This window comes from Paenibacillus endophyticus, assembly GCF_014192395.1.
Classification (GTDB): Bacteria; Bacillota; Bacilli; order Paenibacillales; family Paenibacillaceae; genus Pristimantibacillus; species Pristimantibacillus endophyticus.
On record NZ_JACHXW010000031.1, the window covers coordinates 36,488 to 54,757 of the forward strand.

Annotated in this window: 18 protein-coding genes and 1 riboswitch; of the genes, 9 read left to right on the forward strand and 9 right to left on the reverse strand. The window is 46.5% G+C overall.

The window, feature by feature from the left end; translation table 11 throughout:
• Nucleotides 1-256: 256 nt before the first annotated feature.
• Nucleotides 257-410, forward strand: a riboswitch (cyclic di-AMP (ydaO/yuaA leader).
• A 3-nt stretch (nt 411-413) separates the two neighbouring features.
• The gene (locus FHS16_RS29780) at nt 414-890 is read left to right on the forward strand and encodes a C40 family peptidase (protein ID WP_183571108.1); all 477 of its coding nucleotides are present in this window, start codon (nt 414-416) and stop codon (nt 888-890) included.
• A gap of 159 nt (nt 891-1,049) precedes the next feature.
• Nucleotides 1,050-2,393, forward strand: coding sequence for an FAD-binding domain-containing protein (locus FHS16_RS29785; RefSeq protein WP_183571110.1), 1,344 nt, complete (start codon nt 1,050-1,052; stop codon nt 2,391-2,393).
• Nucleotides 2,394-2,535: 142 nt separating this feature from the next.
• On the opposite strand, the gene FHS16_RS29790 is transcribed toward FHS16_RS29785, so the two are convergent.
• A complete protein-coding gene (locus FHS16_RS29790) occupies nt 2,536-3,777 on the reverse strand; it encodes an MFS transporter (protein WP_183571112.1) in 1,242 nt (413 codons plus the stop codon).
• A 117-nt stretch (nt 3,778-3,894) separates the two neighbouring features.
• On the opposite strand from FHS16_RS29790, the gene FHS16_RS29795 reads away from it, so the two are divergent.
• Nucleotides 3,895-4,416, forward strand: a complete 522-nt coding sequence (locus tag FHS16_RS29795; RefSeq protein WP_246432044.1) for a GNAT family N-acetyltransferase — start codon at nt 3,895-3,897, stop codon at nt 4,414-4,416.
• Here the strand turns inward: FHS16_RS29795 and FHS16_RS29800 are convergent.
• Entirely contained in the window at nt 4,395-5,645 is a 1,251-nt protein-coding gene (locus FHS16_RS29800; RefSeq protein WP_183571114.1) for an EAL domain-containing protein, read from the reverse strand. The genes FHS16_RS29795 and FHS16_RS29800 overlap by 22 nt on opposite strands.
• A 132-nt stretch (nt 5,646-5,777) precedes the next feature.
• Nucleotides 5,778-6,071 (reverse strand): hypothetical protein, encoded by a 294-nt coding sequence (locus FHS16_RS29805; RefSeq protein ID WP_183571116.1) that lies wholly within the window; start codon nt 6,069-6,071, stop codon nt 5,778-5,780.
• Between the two features lie 181 nt (nt 6,072-6,252).
• On the opposite strand from FHS16_RS29805, the gene motA reads away from it, so the two are divergent.
• A complete protein-coding gene (gene motA, locus FHS16_RS29810; RefSeq protein WP_183571181.1) occupies nt 6,253-7,053 on the forward strand; it encodes a flagellar motor stator protein MotA in 801 nt (266 codons plus the stop codon).
• The gene (locus FHS16_RS29815; protein WP_183571118.1) at nt 7,037-7,885 is read left to right on the forward strand and encodes a flagellar motor protein MotB; all 849 of its coding nucleotides are present in this window, start codon (nt 7,037-7,039) and stop codon (nt 7,883-7,885) included. Before motA ends, FHS16_RS29815 begins: the two co-directional genes overlap by 17 nt.
• A 70-nt stretch (nt 7,886-7,955) precedes the next feature.
• On the opposite strand, the gene rluF is transcribed toward FHS16_RS29815, so the two are convergent.
• The 3 genes from rluF to FHS16_RS29830 all read right to left on the reverse strand — a co-directional run bounded on the left by rluF (nt 7,956) and on the right by FHS16_RS29830 (nt 11,292).
• Nucleotides 7,956-8,657, reverse strand: a complete 702-nt coding sequence (gene rluF, locus FHS16_RS29820; RefSeq protein WP_183571120.1) for a 23S rRNA pseudouridine(2604) synthase RluF — start codon at nt 8,655-8,657, stop codon at nt 7,956-7,958.
• 7 nt (nt 8,658-8,664) lie between these two features.
• Nucleotides 8,665-9,378 (reverse strand): NAD-dependent epimerase/dehydratase family protein, encoded by a 714-nt coding sequence (locus FHS16_RS29825; RefSeq protein ID WP_312891125.1) that lies wholly within the window; start codon nt 9,376-9,378, stop codon nt 8,665-8,667.
• Between the two features lie 87 nt (nt 9,379-9,465).
• Entirely contained in the window at nt 9,466-11,292 is a 1,827-nt protein-coding gene (locus FHS16_RS29830; RefSeq protein ID WP_246432045.1) for an ATP-binding protein, read from the reverse strand.
• A 200-nt stretch (nt 11,293-11,492) separates the two neighbouring features.
• Between FHS16_RS29830 and tadA the strand changes: the two genes are divergently transcribed.
• On the forward strand, nt 11,493-11,957 hold the full coding sequence (tadA, locus tag FHS16_RS29835) for a tRNA adenosine(34) deaminase TadA (RefSeq protein WP_183571124.1): 465 nt from the start codon (nt 11,493-11,495) through the stop codon (nt 11,955-11,957).
• A 9-nt stretch (nt 11,958-11,966) separates the two neighbouring features.
• Here tadA and FHS16_RS29840 read toward each other — a convergent pair whose 3' ends face one another.
• Complete coding sequence (locus tag FHS16_RS29840) at nt 11,967-12,143, reverse strand: aspartyl-phosphate phosphatase Spo0E family protein (RefSeq protein ID WP_246432046.1); 177 nt, start codon at nt 12,141-12,143, stop codon at nt 11,967-11,969.
• A 326-nt stretch (nt 12,144-12,469) separates the two neighbouring features.
• On the opposite strand from FHS16_RS29840, the gene FHS16_RS29845 reads away from it, so the two are divergent.
• From FHS16_RS29845 to FHS16_RS29855, 3 genes are all read left to right on the forward strand, one after another.
• Nucleotides 12,470-13,351, forward strand: a complete 882-nt coding sequence (locus tag FHS16_RS29845; RefSeq protein WP_183571128.1) for a LysR family transcriptional regulator — start codon at nt 12,470-12,472, stop codon at nt 13,349-13,351.
• 704 nt (nt 13,352-14,055) lie between these two features.
• A complete protein-coding gene (locus FHS16_RS29850; RefSeq protein ID WP_183571130.1) occupies nt 14,056-15,525 on the forward strand; it encodes a UDP-N-acetylmuramoyl-L-alanyl-D-glutamate--2,6-diaminopimelate ligase in 1,470 nt (489 codons plus the stop codon).
• Between the two features lie 153 nt (nt 15,526-15,678).
• A complete protein-coding gene (locus FHS16_RS29855; RefSeq protein WP_183571132.1) occupies nt 15,679-16,392 on the forward strand; it encodes an aspartate/glutamate racemase family protein in 714 nt (237 codons plus the stop codon).
• Nucleotides 16,393-16,466: 74 nt separating this feature from the next.
• Here the strand turns inward: FHS16_RS29855 and FHS16_RS29860 are convergent, their stop codons facing one another.
• Nucleotides 16,467-16,880 (reverse strand): organic hydroperoxide resistance protein, encoded by a 414-nt coding sequence (locus FHS16_RS29860; protein ID WP_183571134.1) that lies wholly within the window; start codon nt 16,878-16,880, stop codon nt 16,467-16,469.
• A 288-nt stretch (nt 16,881-17,168) separates the two neighbouring features.
• Nucleotides 17,169-18,266 carry a tetratricopeptide repeat-containing glycosyltransferase family 2 protein gene (locus tag FHS16_RS29865; protein ID WP_183571136.1) on the reverse strand — a complete coding sequence of 366 codons (1,098 nt, stop codon included), beginning with the start codon at nt 18,264-18,266 and terminating at the stop codon, nt 17,169-17,171.
• Nucleotides 18,267-18,270: the final 4 nt, after the last annotated feature.

Sequence of the window (18,270 nt, forward strand, 5' to 3'; positions counted from 1 at the left end):
TTTACCGCCAACTGCGGGACTTTAGACTTGTCTATGCCATTCACAGCCAGCGGACGAATCGGTATATTTTACAAGGTATTCACATAATTAATGAAATTGAGTTAACTCATTTAGTAAGAAAGAACTACTAATGATCGTTTATCTTACACAAAAAACGGTTAAACGAAGGAAATAGTCAAAAGGTTACATGAGAATTATTAGAATTTGCAATTAAAGGCAGGAGATCAATGAAAATAATCGAATAATTCTCAAGAGCAATAAAAAACGGCCTAATTCCCTATCGGGAAACGGGGGAACCACTCTGGGTGAATTGATTCCGACGTCTGATTTATCGCAGCGCGCCTGAGGAATCATAGGGAACCTTCAACCGAACCCCACAGCTAACCTCGTCGGCATTGGAAGGAGTTTCACAATTGAAAAAGATTACAGCACTACTCCTGGGTCTCGTTCTCGTGCTCGCTTTCCAAGCGGGAAGCGCTTTCGCAGACTCAAAACTGAACGGATTCATCAATGATGTTATTGGTAGTCCGTACAAAAGCGGCGGAACCACGTCGAGAGGGTTCGATTGCTCCGGTTTTACGAGCTATGTGTTCGATAAAATGGGCATTGAACTTCCACGTACTTCCGGTTCGCAAGCAAAATCAGGTTCGAAGGTCGCTAAGGCTGACCTAATTCCGGGAGATCTTGTGTTCTTCGACACAGTCGGTGGCAATAACAGCACCGTATCCCATGTTGGCATTTACATCGGAGACGGCAAGTTTGCACATTCTTCCTCCAGCCGAGGCGTTGTGACAGACAAACTTAGCTCCTCTTATTATGAAGACCGTTATGTGACTGCACGTCGTGTCATGGACGCGGATTCTTTCCAATCGTATGCCGACGCACAATAGAGCAACCTATCCCCTCTCTTAGAGAGCTGCTAAGGTAGACTCAATCAGCAAAGCCGCAGTTTTTTGTCCTCTGACGACAAACGACTTGCGGCTTTGCTGTTTCATTACAAGCTGATTGCAGTGTGCATGCTGCCGCATTCAGGGAAGGAGAAATACCCGATGTATTTGTTTATTCACCGCAAGGACCTGCGTACCTCGGATATGCGCGCTTTTGATTATATAAACAGAAAACATACACAAGGCATACATTTGTTGATCATAGATCCCATTCTTATTGGGGAGGGCCGGCTGACAAGCCATAGCGGCCGCAACTTTATGGCGCAGGCCGCTTCCTTGCTCTTCAGCTATGCTAGCGCAGGAAAAGAGCTTCATGTGCTTTATGGCGATCCTGCTGCGATAACGGAGTCGCTTCTGCTTGCCCACCCTATCGAGGAGGTTATCGTCCACTCGGACTATACCCCTTATTCTAGGCAACGAGATGACCAAATCGGACAAGCCGTTCGACGTATAGGTCGCCGCTGGATGCCAATTGCCGATGCGCCGCTTGCCGATCTTGAAGCCTTCCCTGCATACGCAAGGAGAGCGGAGCCATACAAAGTATTTACGCCATTCTACCGAATGTGGGGCAGCTTTATGCTGGAGTCGTACAGCCCTATGGGCAGCACCACAATCGACGACCTCTCCACCGTGCAAGAAATAGACCAGAGCGCTTGCCATGCATTCGCGCTTCCGGAGGCCGTATCCTGTGCGCTTGGAGGCACGAATGTGGAGGGCTCACCCAAATCGCTTGCTAGGCTGGATCGCTTTGTACGGGAACGCCTCGCTTCTTACGGGGATGCCCGCGACGCGTATGCCAATGATCAAACGAGCGGACTTGCACGCTTTCTGAATACAGGAGCCATATCGGCACGCAGTGCCTATGAGCTTACGCAAGGCTTGCATGGATCCGAGGCTTGGATACGCCAGCTTGCATGGCGTGACTTCTACTTGTACCAGGCGATGTATCATGAAGACTTTTTCAAATATGAACAGCTTGCCGATCTGAGCCCGCTAACAGACACGAATTTCAAAGCATGGTCGACGGCTGCAACAGGCATTCCGATTATAGACGCAGCCTTGACGCAATTGAACCGGACGGGTGAAATGCCGAACCGCTTGCGAATGGTTACCGCCATGTTTTTGACCAAAAACCTGCTCTGTCCCTTTACTCTCGGCGAGCAATATTTCCGGCTCCACCTAAGCGACTACGACAACACCCTTAACCGCGGAGGCTGGCTCTGGTGCTCCTCGCTTGGCTACGACGCCGCACCTTATTTCCGCATTATGAATCCCGCGATTCAATCCCGGACGCATGATCCGAGCGGAAGCTATATCCGGCGCTGGCTTCCTCATTTGGACCATTTGTCCGATAAAGAGATTCACCTGCCGCAAAGCGGCGCAATCGTGGACTTAAAGGCTTCGCGCGCCAGGGCGATTGAAGTTTATAAAACGATTCTTAAATAGACAACCAGCATCTTCGTCCAAATATTGGACAAGTAAGGAAACCATTTCTTGTATTTACTAATAAATAAACCTCCGCATTTGCTTTGAAACAGCAAATGCGGAGGTTTTTTGACTTTTTTAAAAGCTAAAAGCTAATTCCATTTCAACCTTCGGCGTTTATTGCCCGCATCTGCTTCCTGCCCAGAATGAGCATGACCGAAAGCAGCAGCAGCATACTTACCACTAAAGAGGTGATGTACCATAAAGTAGATTGCACATCGAATTGGTCCATGAACCAGCCTGTTACACGCGGGAATATCGCTCCCCCAAGGCCGCCGCAAGCTACAAGCAGGCTCGTCGTTCTTTCAGTCATCCCTGGAATGAGCTCGTTCGCGTACACGAGGGCGATTCCGAAGATGCCGGAGAAAAACAATCCACTAAGCGCAACGAGAGCCAGCATCCAGCTCAACTCGCCCATTACTGCCATGAGAACAAAAATAACGGATGCCCCTGCCGTAGCGATCAACAAATATTTTGAATAGCCCATTCGATCGGCCAGCACGCCTGCGAACAGCCTTCCAAGCACCATAGTGCCCCAGAATAAGCTGAGTGCCGCTGCAGCACTGGACTCTCCCACTTCCGAGCGTACGATTAGGACGGACGGCAGATAGTTAGAGAAGCTCATTTCCATGCCAACATAAATCATAAAGAACAACGCGGATAACAACAGAAACGGAAGAGCCTTGCGCGGATAGCCGAAAAAGAACGATGCGCCTGCCGTACGCGCATTTCTGTTCGCTTGCTTGTCTGCATGGGCTGCACTCTCTTCCTTATTTTGCGGAATATAGCCTAATTGATCGTCTATTTCTCCAAATGACATCGTCAGCCATAGAACAAAGGTAATGCCCGACATTGCGGCTAGTATCGGAAACGATACCTGCCAAATGCTTTGCTGAATCAGATACGCCGCTGCAATGGGAATCAATAGCGCACCTACGCCGAAAAAGGTTTCGAGGCGACTCATCGCCGATGCCTTGCCATTCTTCGCCATGTCAATGATCATAGCGCCAACTACCGCTTCGGTCATTCCGAAGCCCAGCCCAGCGAGCGGAGCAATCGCAAGCATCCATCCCCACGGAAGCAGAAGGCTGTAAGCCGCTTCACTCAGCGTAAGCACTCCCATTGCGATAAGCACCGCGCCACGTTTGCCTACTCTCGCCGTAATGGACGGCGCAAGCAAAACGCCAACCAAAAACCCAAGAAATTGGTTCATGATCCATTGCCCGCCATCTTTATATTCGAGATGATAATGCGCGATAAGCTGCTCTAATATTGAACCGCCCACAACATGGGCAACCCCGATAATGAGGTAGGACAGACAACCAAGCCATATTAATTTCTTCATATTCTTGTTTCTCCTTATGTACGCACGATCTTCTTGCGCCTATCTGATATAATAAACCTATTTGAAGCCTTTTACCCATTAAATCAGGCCATTCAGCCAGACGGAGGTGCCGGGTCCATGACCAGTAATCAAAGCTCCCACCATTATAATCGAGAAATACTCGATATGACCATACACCCGCTCGAGATCTCTCATGCGATGGAAATATGCAGTTGGCGTTATGAGGCTCCATTTCATTGTTATAATTGGCCGGCCTGGGAGCATATGAAAAAAGACGAAATCGAATTTGGCGATTCCGTCCTTCGTGCTTCTCAATATGCAGCTGTATTGGATAATCAGCTTGGGCTGATGGGCTTCGCGCAGTTCTTCCCTATTGCCGGCGTCACCCGCCTTGGGCTTGGGCTTCGCCCTGATCTCTGCAGCCGCGGACTAGGGCCTGCCTTTACCAAGCTGATTGTCTCGGAAGCAATGCGCCGCACCCCGAACAATGAAATTGATTTGGAGGTCATTGCCAGGAATACGCGTGCCATACGCGCCTATCAGCAAGCTGGTTTCCGGATAACAGACACGTACTCGCGCGCTACCCCAGCCGGCTTCGCTGAATGCCATTGCATGGTTTACGGAATTGCGGGGACTTGAATTCGCTTGGCAGCTCGCTCCGTATCCTTCAAATCCATAAATAATATAAGTCCAGGCGCAACCAGCACGGACACAGTCCGAATCCAGGCATGAGAGTCGAGATCCGTGTAGGCGCGCGATACAATTGCCCTTCTCGTTTCATTTAACTGCACCAAGTTAGGCACAAAATAAGGACGCCAGCTCCAGTTCGCTCCTCTGTACTGCTCTTCACGATGCCATTCTTGATCCGAGTCGCGCCCATAATTCGCTGAAAGCTGGATACCATCCTCATTGCACAAATAGACCCTTATACAGTGTCCGTACAACTTTGGAAGCAGATCCTCTATCCAGTCATCCTTCTGGCCCCGATACTCCGCTTCCTTCACGAGCTCAACTAGTTGCTCGGCAAGCTGCTCCGATTGCCTCTGCCAATAGCGCTCCGATCCCAAATAATGCATCAGATGCCGTTCAAGCTCAGCCTCTATTACTGCCGAAAAACATGCAGGATCACGGAATTCAGGCTCAGCTCTGGCAAACATAAAGCCCTGTATGTACCTTGCCCCAGCTTGTATTGAACGAGCCAAATCCTCTCGCGTTTCAACTCCCTCTACCAGCAGCGATGCTCCAATCTGTTCCGCGAGATCTGAGTAGGAGCGCAGCACGCCGAAATAACCGTCATGCGTCGCGCTCTTTTTGATCATATGGATATCGATCTTAAGCAAATTCGGTTGAATATGAGCAATGCGATCCGTACTGCTGAATCCGCTGCCAACATCATCAATGGCAATCAAGCACCCTTTTTGGCGATAAATATCGACAACGGAGCGCAGCCTCTCCATGGAACCTTGAAAGCTTTCTTCCGTTATTTCGATTACAATCCGCTTAGGATCAATACCGTACTTATCAAGCAAAGACAATGTATAAAGCTCGCCGTTGTCCTCGTAGCGGTAAATCCAAGAAGGCTTCAAATTTATGAAAAGCATTGGCGGCTCTTCCATTGAAGATAGCTTTGAGAATGCTTGCTCGCGGAGCAGCCGGTCCACAAGGATGTGATCCTCCTCTGCAATCTCAGCATTGCAGAAAAAAGGACCCAGGCTGCGTACCGAATCATCCTTTACCGCTCGGCCAAGCACCTCATAGCCCATAATTCGTCGTGTATCCATTGCAATAACGGGCTGATAAAATGCGGCTAACGTTTCACCGTCTAACCCAAGCGCCTTCGGCAGCAGCGATGATGAGCACTCCTTCATAGCGATCTCCTCTATGTTATATCTGTGTTAAATTATCTATCATGCTTCGATGAATAACATTGTAATAGAGTCGACAATAAATGTAAAGATCCGACAGAAATCTTCGCCCATACGCTGAATAGTTGTCGAATATTATATCAATCTAATAATTTGGGTAACTTTATCATCTTGGGAAACCTCGATTACGTGATGCTTATTATTGTAGGTAATCACGCCTGTGCCCACTTCAATGACCGGATTTTCACCTAAACCAAAGAATACGTCATCTGCTAGTGCTTCCATAACCTCATGTCGATCCTCCACCGGCAGCACCGCCCATTCATCCGCTTCCATCTCAAAAAAAGTATAGCTGCTCTCTATTTCGGCTACCGCTGCTGTCAAATCCTTCAATATATCCGCATATTCCCTTGCATGTCTTACGCCCATTTGTGTTTACCACCTTTATCATTGTTCATTTTTGTGTGCATCTCTCTACTATTCTACCGCATTTTAGAAATTTTAACGTGTATGTCATCAAAACGTTTCATTTACTCTAACTTCAGAATGCCCATTTGACGATAATATAAGAAGTAGAGAAATGTCGAAAATGATTTGGACGGGGTGTATGATGAAAAATTCAACAATTATCGGTCTTGTACTAGGGTTAGTCGCTGTGCTCGGAGGGATGGTTTTAAAAGGAGCGCATCTATCGTCTCTTTTAAACCCAGCTGCCTATATGATTATTATATTGGGAACCGTGGCATCGGTTATGATCGCCTTCCCAATGTCCGAGCTCTCCAAGGTCGGTAAGCTGTTCAAAATGGTTTTCTCCGAGCAAAAGCTGCCGCAGCGTGATGAGCTTATCCAACGATTCATGGAATGGGCATCTATTACCCGCCGAGAAGGCTTGCTCGCTCTTGAAGCTAAAGTCGATGAAATTGAAGATACATTCCTTCGGAACGGCATGCGCATGATTATTGACGGCAACGATCAGGACTTCGTTCGCGATGTATTGCTTGAGGATATTGCCGCAACGGAAGACCGCCACAAAGCAGGAGCACTTATCTTCACGCAAGCCGGTACATACGCGCCAACGCTCGGGGTACTCGGAGCGGTTGTCGGGCTGATCGCAGCACTAGCCGATATGAGTGATATGGCTAAGCTCGCTCATGCGATTGCAGGTGCATTCATTGCGACGCTGCTCGGTATTTTTACAGGTTATGTACTATGGCATCCAATTGCGAACAAATTGAAGCGCATGTCTAAAAAAGAAATTCAAATTCGCTTGATGATGGTAGAAGGACTTCTCTCCATTCAATCCGGCGTTTCAACCATTGCTATCAATCAGAAGCTATCTGTATTCCTTACACCTACGGAAAGAATTAAGATGAGGGAGAAGGAGGAAGGCGCCGTTGAGCAGAAAGCATAGGCATGAAGAACATGAGGAGCATGTAGACGAATCCTGGCTCATTCCTTACGCCGATTTGCTCACTCTACTGCTCGCGCTCTTTATCGTGTTGTACTCCATGAACTCAGTCGATGTAAAGAAGTTCGAAGAAATGTCCAAAGCGTTTAGCGTTGCCCTTAGTACGGGGAGCGGTATATTAACGGAAACAGCTATCGTAGAATCGGGTGATGACGACGGCAAGAAACAAGATGAGGCCGGCGGCGTTATCGACTCGAAAGATGAAAGCAAAGAAAACAATGAAGATAAAGACCAGACCGCTGAAGAAAAAGCCCGCGAGGCCATTATGGAGCAAGAACAGAAGGATCTGGAAGATTTAAAAAAGAAGATTGACGCTTATATTGAGAAAAACGGTCTCACGACTGATTTGGAAACCAAGCTTAATCTCTCTCAGCTCATGATCACGATTAGCGACAATGCTTTATTTCCTCCGGCACAAGCAACGGTTAAGACTGAATCGAGAGAGCTGGCCGTTGCGATCGGCAAAATGCTTCAACAATATCCGGACTATGAGGTTATTGTATCCGGTCATACCGACACGACTCCTATATCGACCGTGTTTTTCAAATCGAACTGGGATTTAAGCTCCATGCGTGCTATTCGATTCATGGATATCCTGCTTGAGAACAAACAGCTAAAGCCTGAGCGCTTCAGTGCGATCGGCTATGGCGAGTATCGCCCCGTTGCCGATAATAAGACGGCAACAGGCAAATCCAAAAACCGTCGTGTAGAAGTATCGATTATGCATTCCTATTCCAATGAGGCCAACGCTCAGAAGCTGACCGTTGCCAAGTAATACAACAAAAGCCTTGAATCCACTCTTAATCAAGAGTGACATTCAAGGCTTTTGTATATAATGGTCATCTTTAGACCGGTTTATAATTCAACGTTTCGAATAAAGCGGCCTTCTCGGCATCCGTCAAATCTCTCCACTTCCCAACATGCAGACCGGCAAGCTGGACGTTCATAATGCGCTGCCGCTGCAATCTTCTTACATGATAGCCAAAAGCCTCGCACATTCTGCGAATCTGACGGTTGCGGCCTTCTGTTAGAATAATGCGGAACACACGGTCCGTCACTCTTGTAACCACACAAGGCAGCGTCATACTGCCTAGAATATGAACGCCGCTCGCCATTCCTTTCAAGAAGGAATCTGTTACCGGCTTGTCTACCGTCACCAAATATTCCTTCTCATGTTTGCCTTCCGACCTCAGAATAGGATTCACGATATCGCCGTCATTCGTGAGAAGAATTAAGCCCTCTGAGTCCTTATCCAGCCTTCCAATCGGGAATATACGCTCCGAATGCCCGACAAAATCCACAATGTTTCCTTTAATATGAAGCTCAGTTGTGCTTGTAATGCCAACTGGCTTGTTGAGTGCGATATAGACATGGTTTTTTTGCTCTCCGATCTTCTGACCGTCAACGCGTACATCGTCGCCCAGCTCTGCTTGGCTGCCCAGCTGTGCCGTAGCTCCGTTAATCGTAACGCGGCCGCTGTCAACCAGCTTATCTGCCTCGCGTCTAGAGCAGTATCCCGTTTCACTAATGAACTTATTGATTCTCAAAACTGATTCACCCCGTTGTATGTACTGCCAAATCGGCAATCTGGTCCGATGTAAAATACTGCATGGCTGCTTGCCTACCGTCTAGAGGGCTTGCCGCGTCTCTGTCCAATACCTCTTCTGCTGCCTTTACCATTGCCCGGGCAACATCTTCGCCTTTAATGGGACGATACTTGCGCAATGGACCGATCATTGCAAATGCAAGCCCTTTGGAGGCAATCGCCCCAAAGGCTTCACCCGGCCGTACGTCATGTCGCTCACCAAGCAGCAGGGAAGGCTGAAAAACATGAATGTTTGGCAGGCGCAGCCCCGCAAGCGCATCTTGCAGCTCCCCCTTCACGCGACTATAAAAGATACGCGAACCTGAATCTGCCCCCATTGACGTAACGACAGAGAACACCGAAGCACTAATGTGCTGAGCACACTCCGCCAGCATAAACGGATACTCGTAATCGACCCTTCGGAAAGCCTCCCTCGTTTTGGCTATCTTTATGGTCGTGCCTAGCGTACAAAATACAACATCCGCCTCTACCTGCGCTAATGCTTCGTTCATGCTCGCAAGATCAGCCACGATCATATGAAGCTTCGCCTTTTCGCTTGCCGAGACTGTGCGATCCATATCGAATGATCGCCTAGAGAGTACCGTTACCTTCCTAACCAGAGGATTGCGAAGCAGTTGAACAAGCAAAGCATTCCCAATCAAGCCGGTAGCTCCTGCCAACACGACACTATACCCGGTTAATGCGTTGCCAGAGGACCGGCTTTGTGAATCCCTAGTTGATTCAAGCTTCAATGAAATCCGTACCGTAACTCATGCTTCCAGTATACCGTTCTCTCTCGCTTCTTTCAAAGCCGGAAGCATTAAATTTATCGTCGTTCCCACATTGACCTGACTTTTGATCTCCATCGTTCCTCGGTGGCTATTAATGATACGCTGGGTAACCATAATTCCTAAACCGGTACCCGTCTCTTTGCCCGTAAAAAACGGATCTCCAATCTTCGAAATCATTTCCTCCGGTATCCCCATGCCTTCATCCGTAATCGCTATCGTGATATGCTCGCGTTTATGCGTAATGTGGATATGAATCCTCCCGCCGCTTGGCATCGCTTCAATTGCATTCTTAATGAGGTTGATAAAGACCTGCTTCAGCTGATTCTCCTCACACGAAATCAAGCAACCTTCTTCAGTCAGGGAGACGCGAAACTCAATGTTGTGAAGAAGCGCTTCGCTATTCATTAGAGCAATGACATCCTGCAGCACATCTCTCAAATCCTTGGTGACGAATCTTGTTGCCTGCGGTTTGGCCAAAATGAGAAACTCCCCGACAATTAAATTGATACGGTCGAGCTCTGACAGCATCAGTGCGACATGCGAGAGAGCAAGCTTCTTGCTCTCCTGCTGCAGCTGAAGAAACCCACGAAGCGTTGTGAGCGGATTACGTATCTCATGAGCTACGCCAGCCGCAAGCTGCCCGACCGTCGTCAGCTTCTCCGACCTGCGCAGCAACTCCTCCATTTTATTGCGGCTTCTCATATCCCTTGATATGCTGGCAAATGCGCGTATGGTTCCGTCCGAATCACGGATAGGTGATATGGTCACGCTAACGGGAATCAACTCGCCAAGCTTGGTCATGCGCATCGTTTCCTGTGTGGGAAGCACCTTCCCCGATAAAATTTGATTCAACATTTGTCTAAGCTCAGCTTCATGCGAGATCGGAAGAATGGGATGAACGAGCCCGATGGCTTCCTCCTCTTCATAGCCGAACAGCAGCTCGAATGCTCGGTTAACCTGAATCACTTTGCCATCTAAATCAATCAAGTGGATCGCATCGCTTGTATGGTTAATAAATGATTCCAAGTGTTCCTTCATGCGCCTGTTTTCTTCAAATGCTTTGCGCAGCTTGTTCATATAGATGCTAAGATTCTGCGACATGGCATTGACCTTGAGAGCGAGCAAGCCAAATTCGTCCTTCCGCTTTATTCGAATTGGCTGTTGAAACCTGGCCGAGGATACCTCATTAACCTTCCATAAGATATCCTTCAGCGGCCTGATCATGACGCCAACCAATGAATAGCTGATGACGAATACAAGCACCATCATTATCCCCGTATACATTAAAGTATCGCCGCGCTTTTTATTGATAATCTGTTTAATACCCACACCATCATAAACAACGCTAATTATATAATTGCCAGTTGGTTTTGTATAATAAAAGCTTCTATAGTAAGGCTTCCCGTTGATTACCATTTTTCTCAACTCGAAGCCGCTCTTCCTTGCTTTGGTTATAATGGACTGATCGCCTATCGCATCTACATAAGTATACGAGCCATAGGGAACGGAAAGGGTGTCTTGCTCAAATACCGTTATTTCATTTATATTTGGATTTATTGTTTTCACTATTTCAAAGATATGCTCGGGTGTTGACGGGTTTCCTTCTTGAAATAGCGTGCCGGGTCCAGGCTTCTGCTCATATGCAGAAAATGACTGGGCAATGTGCATGGATGTATCCTGCATGGTTTGGCGCGCTTGTTCCCTCATACCCTGCATCATGGAGTACTCGCCTAGAATGTGGTGTATGATGAAAAAGGTAAATACAATAAGCGTAATCAAGACGGAAAATTTCATCTTAATCGACAATGACCGACACATCCTTTTACACTAAAACGTGTTTATTAACAACTTATACACACTATCAACAGTTACTGTACACATCCCTGAATAAAATGTGAGTATTTATGTGCATATCGTCACACTTATCCACAATGTTATCCACTACATGTTAACAACAGAATATTTGTTCGTTGTATAATGATTAATTTGTAAAGGAGCTTTAATTCATGCTGAGAGAACAAGAGGACGAAAAATGGATGCAAGAAGCGATTGTAGAAGCAAAAAAAGCCGAGCAAATTGGTGAGGTGCCTATCGGAGCGATAATTGTCAGAAACAATGAAATCATAGGGAGAGGCTACAATTTGCGAGAAACGCAGTTTGATCCAACCGCGCATGCCGAGATGGTAGCTATCCGTGACGCCTGCGATCGCATCGGCGCTTGGAGATTATTGGATTGTACATTATATGTCACGCTGGAGCCTTGTCCAATGTGCGCGGGCGCCATCGTCCAGTCCCGTGTCAAACGTGTGGTGTACGGTACTGCTGATCCAAAAGCAGGATGCGCGGGCACGCTTATGAACTTACTGCAAGAGCCCCGTTTCAACCATGAAACGGAGCTCACTAGTGGTATTCTGCAGCCTGAATGCGCGTTATTGCTCAAACAATTCTTCCGCCGACTTCGGGAAAAGTAATATAGCCTACTAGTCGTTGCGGCTTATCGTAATGTGGGTTAGCTCATCTCTTTGTATATACTGTAACGCAACAATAAGCTGATCGGCCTCTTCGCTAATTGCTAGAACATCCGGATCTGTCAAGCTGCCGCGTGCTTCGGCTATTTCATGAAGCTTTAGCCGCAGCGACTGCAATTGTTTAAGCAAGTGTTTTTTGTCCATAGCTCGCTTCGGGGCACGCTCCTTATTTAGCACTCGTGTGGTAATGCTTCTATTATACTCGTAGCATAATAAGGAGTTTGTAAAATCTTGTCGACGAAGGTAGACAATTTTCGGGCATTATTCGACAAAATGAAGTTATTTATTCCAAATTATAGTTCTTTGTAACTAATGGAATCAATTATTTTTTGGAAATTAAATCGGTTGCAGTTAGCGCCTAGTTATATATGCACAGCGATTAATTGATATTGATAATCATAATCAATTGGTATATAATTAACCTAATTACTTTTTTATAGCGGAGTGTATGCCAAATGAGTTCTGCCGATAAGCTTCAAACCTTTTTGACGCTCGTTGAATGCCGCTCGTTTACCGAAACAGCAAAGCGGTTGTATACATCCCAGCCTACTGTAAGCAACCATATTCAACAGCTCGAGAATCAGTATGGTGCTGCTTTGTTTCATCGATCCGGTAAAAGTGTCGTGCTAACGAATAAGGGTAAAATTCTTTACGATTATGCTCAAAGAATTATGTCTCTCTACCAGGAAGCTGCTTCCGAGCTTCAGAATGATACGCAGCAAGGCTTACATATATACATTTGCAAGGATTTAAATACCTATTTACTGTCCGATGTGATCAAACGTTTTATCGACAAATATCCCGACAAATCGTCCACATTGCAGGTCGTCGAAAATGTCGAAATTCAGAAAAAGCTTCAGCTAAAGAAAACAAACCTTGCCATTATGCCGTTGACTGAAACCAATGATTATAGCGAGTACGGTTACGATAGCGAGACCTTGTTCGCAGAAGACTTGCTGCTGGTCGCATCGCCGGAGCATCCATGGAGCAAGCGAAAAATGCTTTATTTAAGAGATCTAAGCCATCAGAAGCTGCTCGTTCCTAAGAACGAGCAGCTTCAAGCTGTGATACTTAAAGCGCTAAACCGGAGTCAAATCCCCATAGAAATCATCTACATGAAGAACTTTGATGAGATTAGCGAAGAGCTCAAAAACAGACCTGTCCTTTCATTTCTACCCTATTATGCAGTCAATAAGAGCATTTCGAGCGGCGAGTTGATTACACGGCCGGTAGCAGGCATGCAAATCAAACGGAGAAATGGCTTCGTTATTCGGAAGAACACCATTCTGACCGAGCTTGAACAAGCCTTCTATTCCTTTGCTATAGAAGCTTTCTAGTCCCTATCCCCCATGACTGTCTCCTTCTGTCCGAACGATTCCTCCCCACAGGTTCTATAGGCCAACTCGAATACATATGCAAACAGAGCAGGTACATCCCATGTACCTGCTCTTGCCTTTCGTAGGCCTAGTTTTTGAGTTTAAATCCGTCATCCTGCCGCTATTTATGAGGATAAATCCATTTGTATTATAAGAATGTATGAAGTAAAATTATTAAAAACTGAATATAACTACGGATGTCGGGATGCGCCTTTTTTGAATAATAAAGCAGTAATCTTGTTGTAATTATTATATTGGGTTGAGCACGATTCGTTGCTTGGGCATTAACGGCGTCCATACGGTCGCTGTTGATCATTCAACAAAAGTTAATTATGGCGCGGATTCGAAATACACGTCGGAGAGATTGATTTCTCCTCACTATAAGGAAGACACTGCAGCATTCATACGCTTTTTGAATGACTATGCGAGCAAGCAGAGCGCCCCTCACGTTCTAATTCCTTGCCATGACGCCTGTCTGGGAGTCATCGATGAGTATTGGAGGAGCTGAGAGCATTACCTTATCCCGCAAAACATACCTGGCATATATTCGGATATGATGAATAAAGAAGTACTACAGCGGTTGTCGCTCGAACACGGTGTTTCCGTTACGGAAACGGTCCGTGTGAACGAAGTCGGTTACAGGTGACTAGAATGGAGCTGAACGTATGTTTTTGAATGCCTTACTTACCGATCTGGAATACACGCTCGTGAAAGGTGATTTACATAAAGAAGCCGCCGCTATCGCCTATGACTCCCGAGAAGCTTCAGCAAATGGTGTATTTGTTGCGGTTTCCGGCTTCTCGGTAGACGGCCACCAATACATTGATAAGGCGATTGCGCTTGGTGCAACAACCATTATCCTAGAGAAGGATATTGCTGTCCCAGAGGACGTAACCGTTCTAAGGGTTGCGAACACGCGCGAGGCGCTCGCCCGAGTGTCTGCCAATTTCTATCATCGTCCTACGGAGCAAATGAATCTCCTAGGCATCACCGGGACAAATGGAAAAACATCAACAACTTATTTTCTCCAATCCATATTTGAACAAACGGGAACCTCGCTCGGGATCATCGGTACGATTGGGACAGTGATTGGCGATAAAGTGTTCCAGAACAAAAACACAACGCCTGAATCACTGAATCTTCAGCAGATTTTCGCGGAGATGATTCAGTCCGACATGAAGCACTGCGTCATGGAGGTCTCCTCGCATGCGCTTAATTTAAGCCGTGTAGCTCATTCCAGCTTCAAAACGGGCATCTTCACAAACCTTACGCCCGATCATCTCGAGCTGCATCATACGATGGAGGAATATTTCGAGGCTAAGGCAAAGCTATTTGACATGACAACGGACTATAATATTATTAATGCTGACGACCCTTACGGCCGTAGGCTAATCGACCGCTTGCGAGACAGAGCGCCAAAGCTGCTCACCTACGGCATCGAACAGGATACAGATATCCACGCGGCTGATATTCACTATTTTGCAGACTACACCATTTATACCGTTAATACGCCAAAAGGCAGCGCGACCGTTAAAGTGAATCTCCCAGGAACCATCTATGTGTACAATAGCTTGGCCGCAGTCGCTACCGCGTATGCCAATCAGTTCAGTCTTCAGCAAATCGTCCAAGGCATAGCAGCTGTAGAAGGCATTAAAGGCCGCTTGGAAGTCGTTTATCAGGATGAAGACAGCAAGATCATTGTCGACTTTGCACATACCGAGGACAGCTTGGAGAAGGCATTGAAGACGATTAGACCATTTGCCAAGGGCAGAATTATACTCGTATTCGGCGTATATGCTTCTGACGGAGAGTCCGGTACGGAGAAACGCAGGGCAATGGCCAAGGTCGCTGCTGCATGTGCCGACTTTTCCGTCATTACTTCAGATAATCCGAAAATGCAGGACAACAATCTTATTATCCGTGAAATCGTAGAAGGCATGGAAGCCTGCAAGGGGGACTACGAAGCGGTCGTCGATCGGCGGGATGCCATTGCTTTTGCCATTAACATCAGTCAAAAGGGCGATGTGATTCTCATTGCGGGCAAAGGCCATGAAACTTCGCAAATTATCGGAAAGACCGAGTACCCTTTTAACGAAGCGGAGATTGTTAGGGAAATCAAATTAAAGGCGAAATGACCTTCAACAACCACAATAAGCCTTTTAAAGGGCAGGCAGCGCCTGTGATCAGGATTACCTTTTTTATCAGCTATGATGAAATTAGAAGCCATGTTATGATGGTCGGTACTTCAATGTTTTCAGTTATATAATTCAATAAAAGTAGGTTGAACAATGGAAGCTAAAAGCTTAGGCGTCATAGGCGGGATGGGACCGAAAGCAACATCCGTTTTTTTCGACATGATTATCGAGCAGACCGAGGCGGACAAGGACCAAGACCATATCGATATGGTCATTCTGAATCATGCTACATTACCCGATCGAACAGGTGTTATTCTAGGCAAGAACGGCGAGCTGTTTCTTAAGGCGGTTGCCAAGGATTTGAAGCTGCTGGAATCCTCTGGTGTATACAATATTGCCATTCCTTGCAACACCTCGCATTATTTCTATGACGACATGCAGCAGATGACCAGCGTTAACATCATCAATATGGTAGATGAAACCTTAAAGGAAATCCACAACAGATTCGGTGAACACTGCAAAGTAGGCATATTGGCTACCAACGGTACGGTGAGCAGCGGTGTTTATCGACAAGGCTGCGAGCAGTATAATATGCAGCTGCATGAGCCCGATGCTGCGGTACAAGAACATGTTATGGATATCATCTACAACAAAGTGAAGCGCAATTTGCCTGTTGAACCCGCTGAATTCGAGGGCATTATCAACCATTTGCTCATTCACGACGAATGCCAATGCGTTATTATTGCCTGTACCGAGCTTTCTTGTATTCCCATTCAGAACGAGGTTGCCAAAAATTGCGTGGATGCAATGTCTGTGCTTGTTCAGAAATCCATTGAGCTATCCGGCAAACGTTCTATATCTTCTTAATAAGATAGCATAAAAAAATCCGGAGAAAGTTCTCCGGATTTTTTTGGCATTATTGGACGTGGCAGTTGCAGCACTTACAGAACATTAAGCTCAACGTTTATATTGCCTCGAGTCGCTCTCGAATACGGACATACCTGATGCGCCGCCTCGGCCAGCTCCTTCGCAACCTCAGGTTCAACGCCTACGATTGAAATATCAAGCTTTGCTTCGAGCTGATAATTCCCGTCCTCTATCTTACCTAACGTTACATGTGCTGTTACCTCGGTTTTTTCTACTTTGATTTTTTTCATGCGGGCCACGACATTAAGTGCACTCTCGAAGCAGGCTGCGTACCCGCCGGCAAATAGCTGCTCCGGGTTTGTAGCGCCCCCTGGTCCTCCGAGCTCCTTCGGCGCTCTCACTTCAACACTTAATATGTCGTCGCTCGATACGATCTTTCCGTCTCTTCCACCCGTTGCCGTTGCTGTTGCTGTGTATAATTTCTGCATGATAAATTCCTCCATTGTTATAGTAGTTTGAATCTGGACTTCATTGTCGGTCCTTGTACATGGCGTTGGCTGGCAACAAAAAAAGCATCCTGATTTCTTATTGCCCAAATGAAGTTATTCTATTCCATTTGCGAAGGGCGACTGTTTTTTTAAATTGTATATAATTTAATTTTATAAAATATAATATACACTTATTGTCGTACGTTGTCAACAAATAAGCAAGCTCCCTTTAACCGCTGCTCAAGGGAGCTTGCTTGTTTGCAAACATTTATTTTATCTAATGAAAAATTACTGCAACGCCTTTTCGTTTTTTTTCTTTCCTAAACGTTGATTCAAATAGGAGCGATTCGCTAATATCCGTTCATCCGTAGGCCTAAATTGTGCTGCTTTCTCGTTATGCTCATGTGCCTTCTCATACTCGCCTATGCGGTCAAAGCAAACGCAGAGCTGAAGATGGGGAAGCCATGTAGAGCAGGCCAGATTCTCAAAACCCCAGTTCTGCTCCGGCTTCTCCGCGCTGAGTGCCAGCTTATACCAGTATACTGCCAATTTAGGCTCATTTTGTTGAAGGAAATGATAACCGAGTCGACAGCAAAATTCCGGTCGCGGCTTATCATAATGAAAGGAACGGAAGATGGAGTCCAGCGTGTTCCTTGCTTCTTGAAGCTCCCCATAACAATCGGCAAGCCTGCTGCAGGCGGCTACATTGTCCTCAATCCATCCTTTTCCCGTTGCCAAAAATTTATCGTAGTACCTTACGGCTGCTTCGTATCTTCCATGGTCTTTAAGCTCATTGGCATAGTAGAATAGGTCGCGTGGGGAAAAAACTTCCCCTTTGGCCAATCGCTGCTCATATATATTTAAATTACGGTCGCTGTCATGGTGAATGCTGCTGTGCGTAACGGCGACATCGCTGTGGAAAATATCCCCGTACACTTCTAGGTATTCGTGAACCGGTCCGATCCACTGAAAGGCCCGCTCCCGCTTCACAATTCGATTGCGCCTTAGCTTCGAGGTGACATTGCCGAATTCATCAAATGCCAGATGATATTCCATCGAGACAGAGTCAACGGCAGGATTCAGCTTTTTCTTTAATGCTTTGAGTTTTCTTCGGTCAGGCTCCTTCAATATATCATCGGCATCCAGCCACATGACATGCGATTTCGTTGCCAAAGAAAAAGCATAGTTGCGAGCAGCAGCGAAATCATTGACCCACGTAAAGTGTTCAATACGATCTGTAAACTCACTCGCAACCTGTATTGTTGAATCCGTAGAACCTGTATCTACAATAATGATTTCGTCGACGATGTCCTTCACGGATGAAAGACATCGACCGAGCGTTTCTTCCTCATTTTTGACAATGAGGCACAGGCTGATGGAAATCAATTTA

Coding starts and splice junctions, on each gene's coding strand:
- FHS16_RS29785 (WP_183571110.1), top strand. CDS start 1,050: ATGTATTTGTTTATTCACCGCAAGGACCTGCGTACCTCGGATATGCGC.
- FHS16_RS29790 (WP_183571112.1), bottom strand. CDS start 3,777: ATGAAGAAATTAATATGGCTTGGTTGTCTGTCCTACCTCATTATCGGG.
- FHS16_RS29795 (WP_246432044.1), top strand. CDS start 3,895: ATGACCAGTAATCAAAGCTCCCACCATTATAATCGAGAAATACTCGAT.
- FHS16_RS29800 (WP_183571114.1), bottom strand. CDS start 5,645: ATGAAGGAGTGCTCATCATCGCTGCTGCCGAAGGCGCTTGGGTTAGAC.
- FHS16_RS29805 (WP_183571116.1), bottom strand. CDS start 6,071: ATGGGCGTAAGACATGCAAGGGAATATGCGGATATATTGAAGGATTTG.
- motA (WP_183571181.1), top strand. CDS start 6,253: ATGAAAAATTCAACAATTATCGGTCTTGTACTAGGGTTAGTCGCTGTG.
- tadA (WP_183571124.1), top strand. CDS start 11,493: ATGCTGAGAGAACAAGAGGACGAAAAATGGATGCAAGAAGCGATTGTA.
- FHS16_RS29845 (WP_183571128.1), top strand. CDS start 12,470: ATGAGTTCTGCCGATAAGCTTCAAACCTTTTTGACGCTCGTTGAATGC.
- FHS16_RS29850 (WP_183571130.1), top strand. CDS start 14,056: ATGTTTTTGAATGCCTTACTTACCGATCTGGAATACACGCTCGTGAAA.
- FHS16_RS29855 (WP_183571132.1), top strand. CDS start 15,679: ATGGAAGCTAAAAGCTTAGGCGTCATAGGCGGGATGGGACCGAAAGCA.
- FHS16_RS29860 (WP_183571134.1), bottom strand. CDS start 16,880: ATGCAGAAATTATACACAGCAACAGCAACGGCAACGGGTGGAAGAGAC.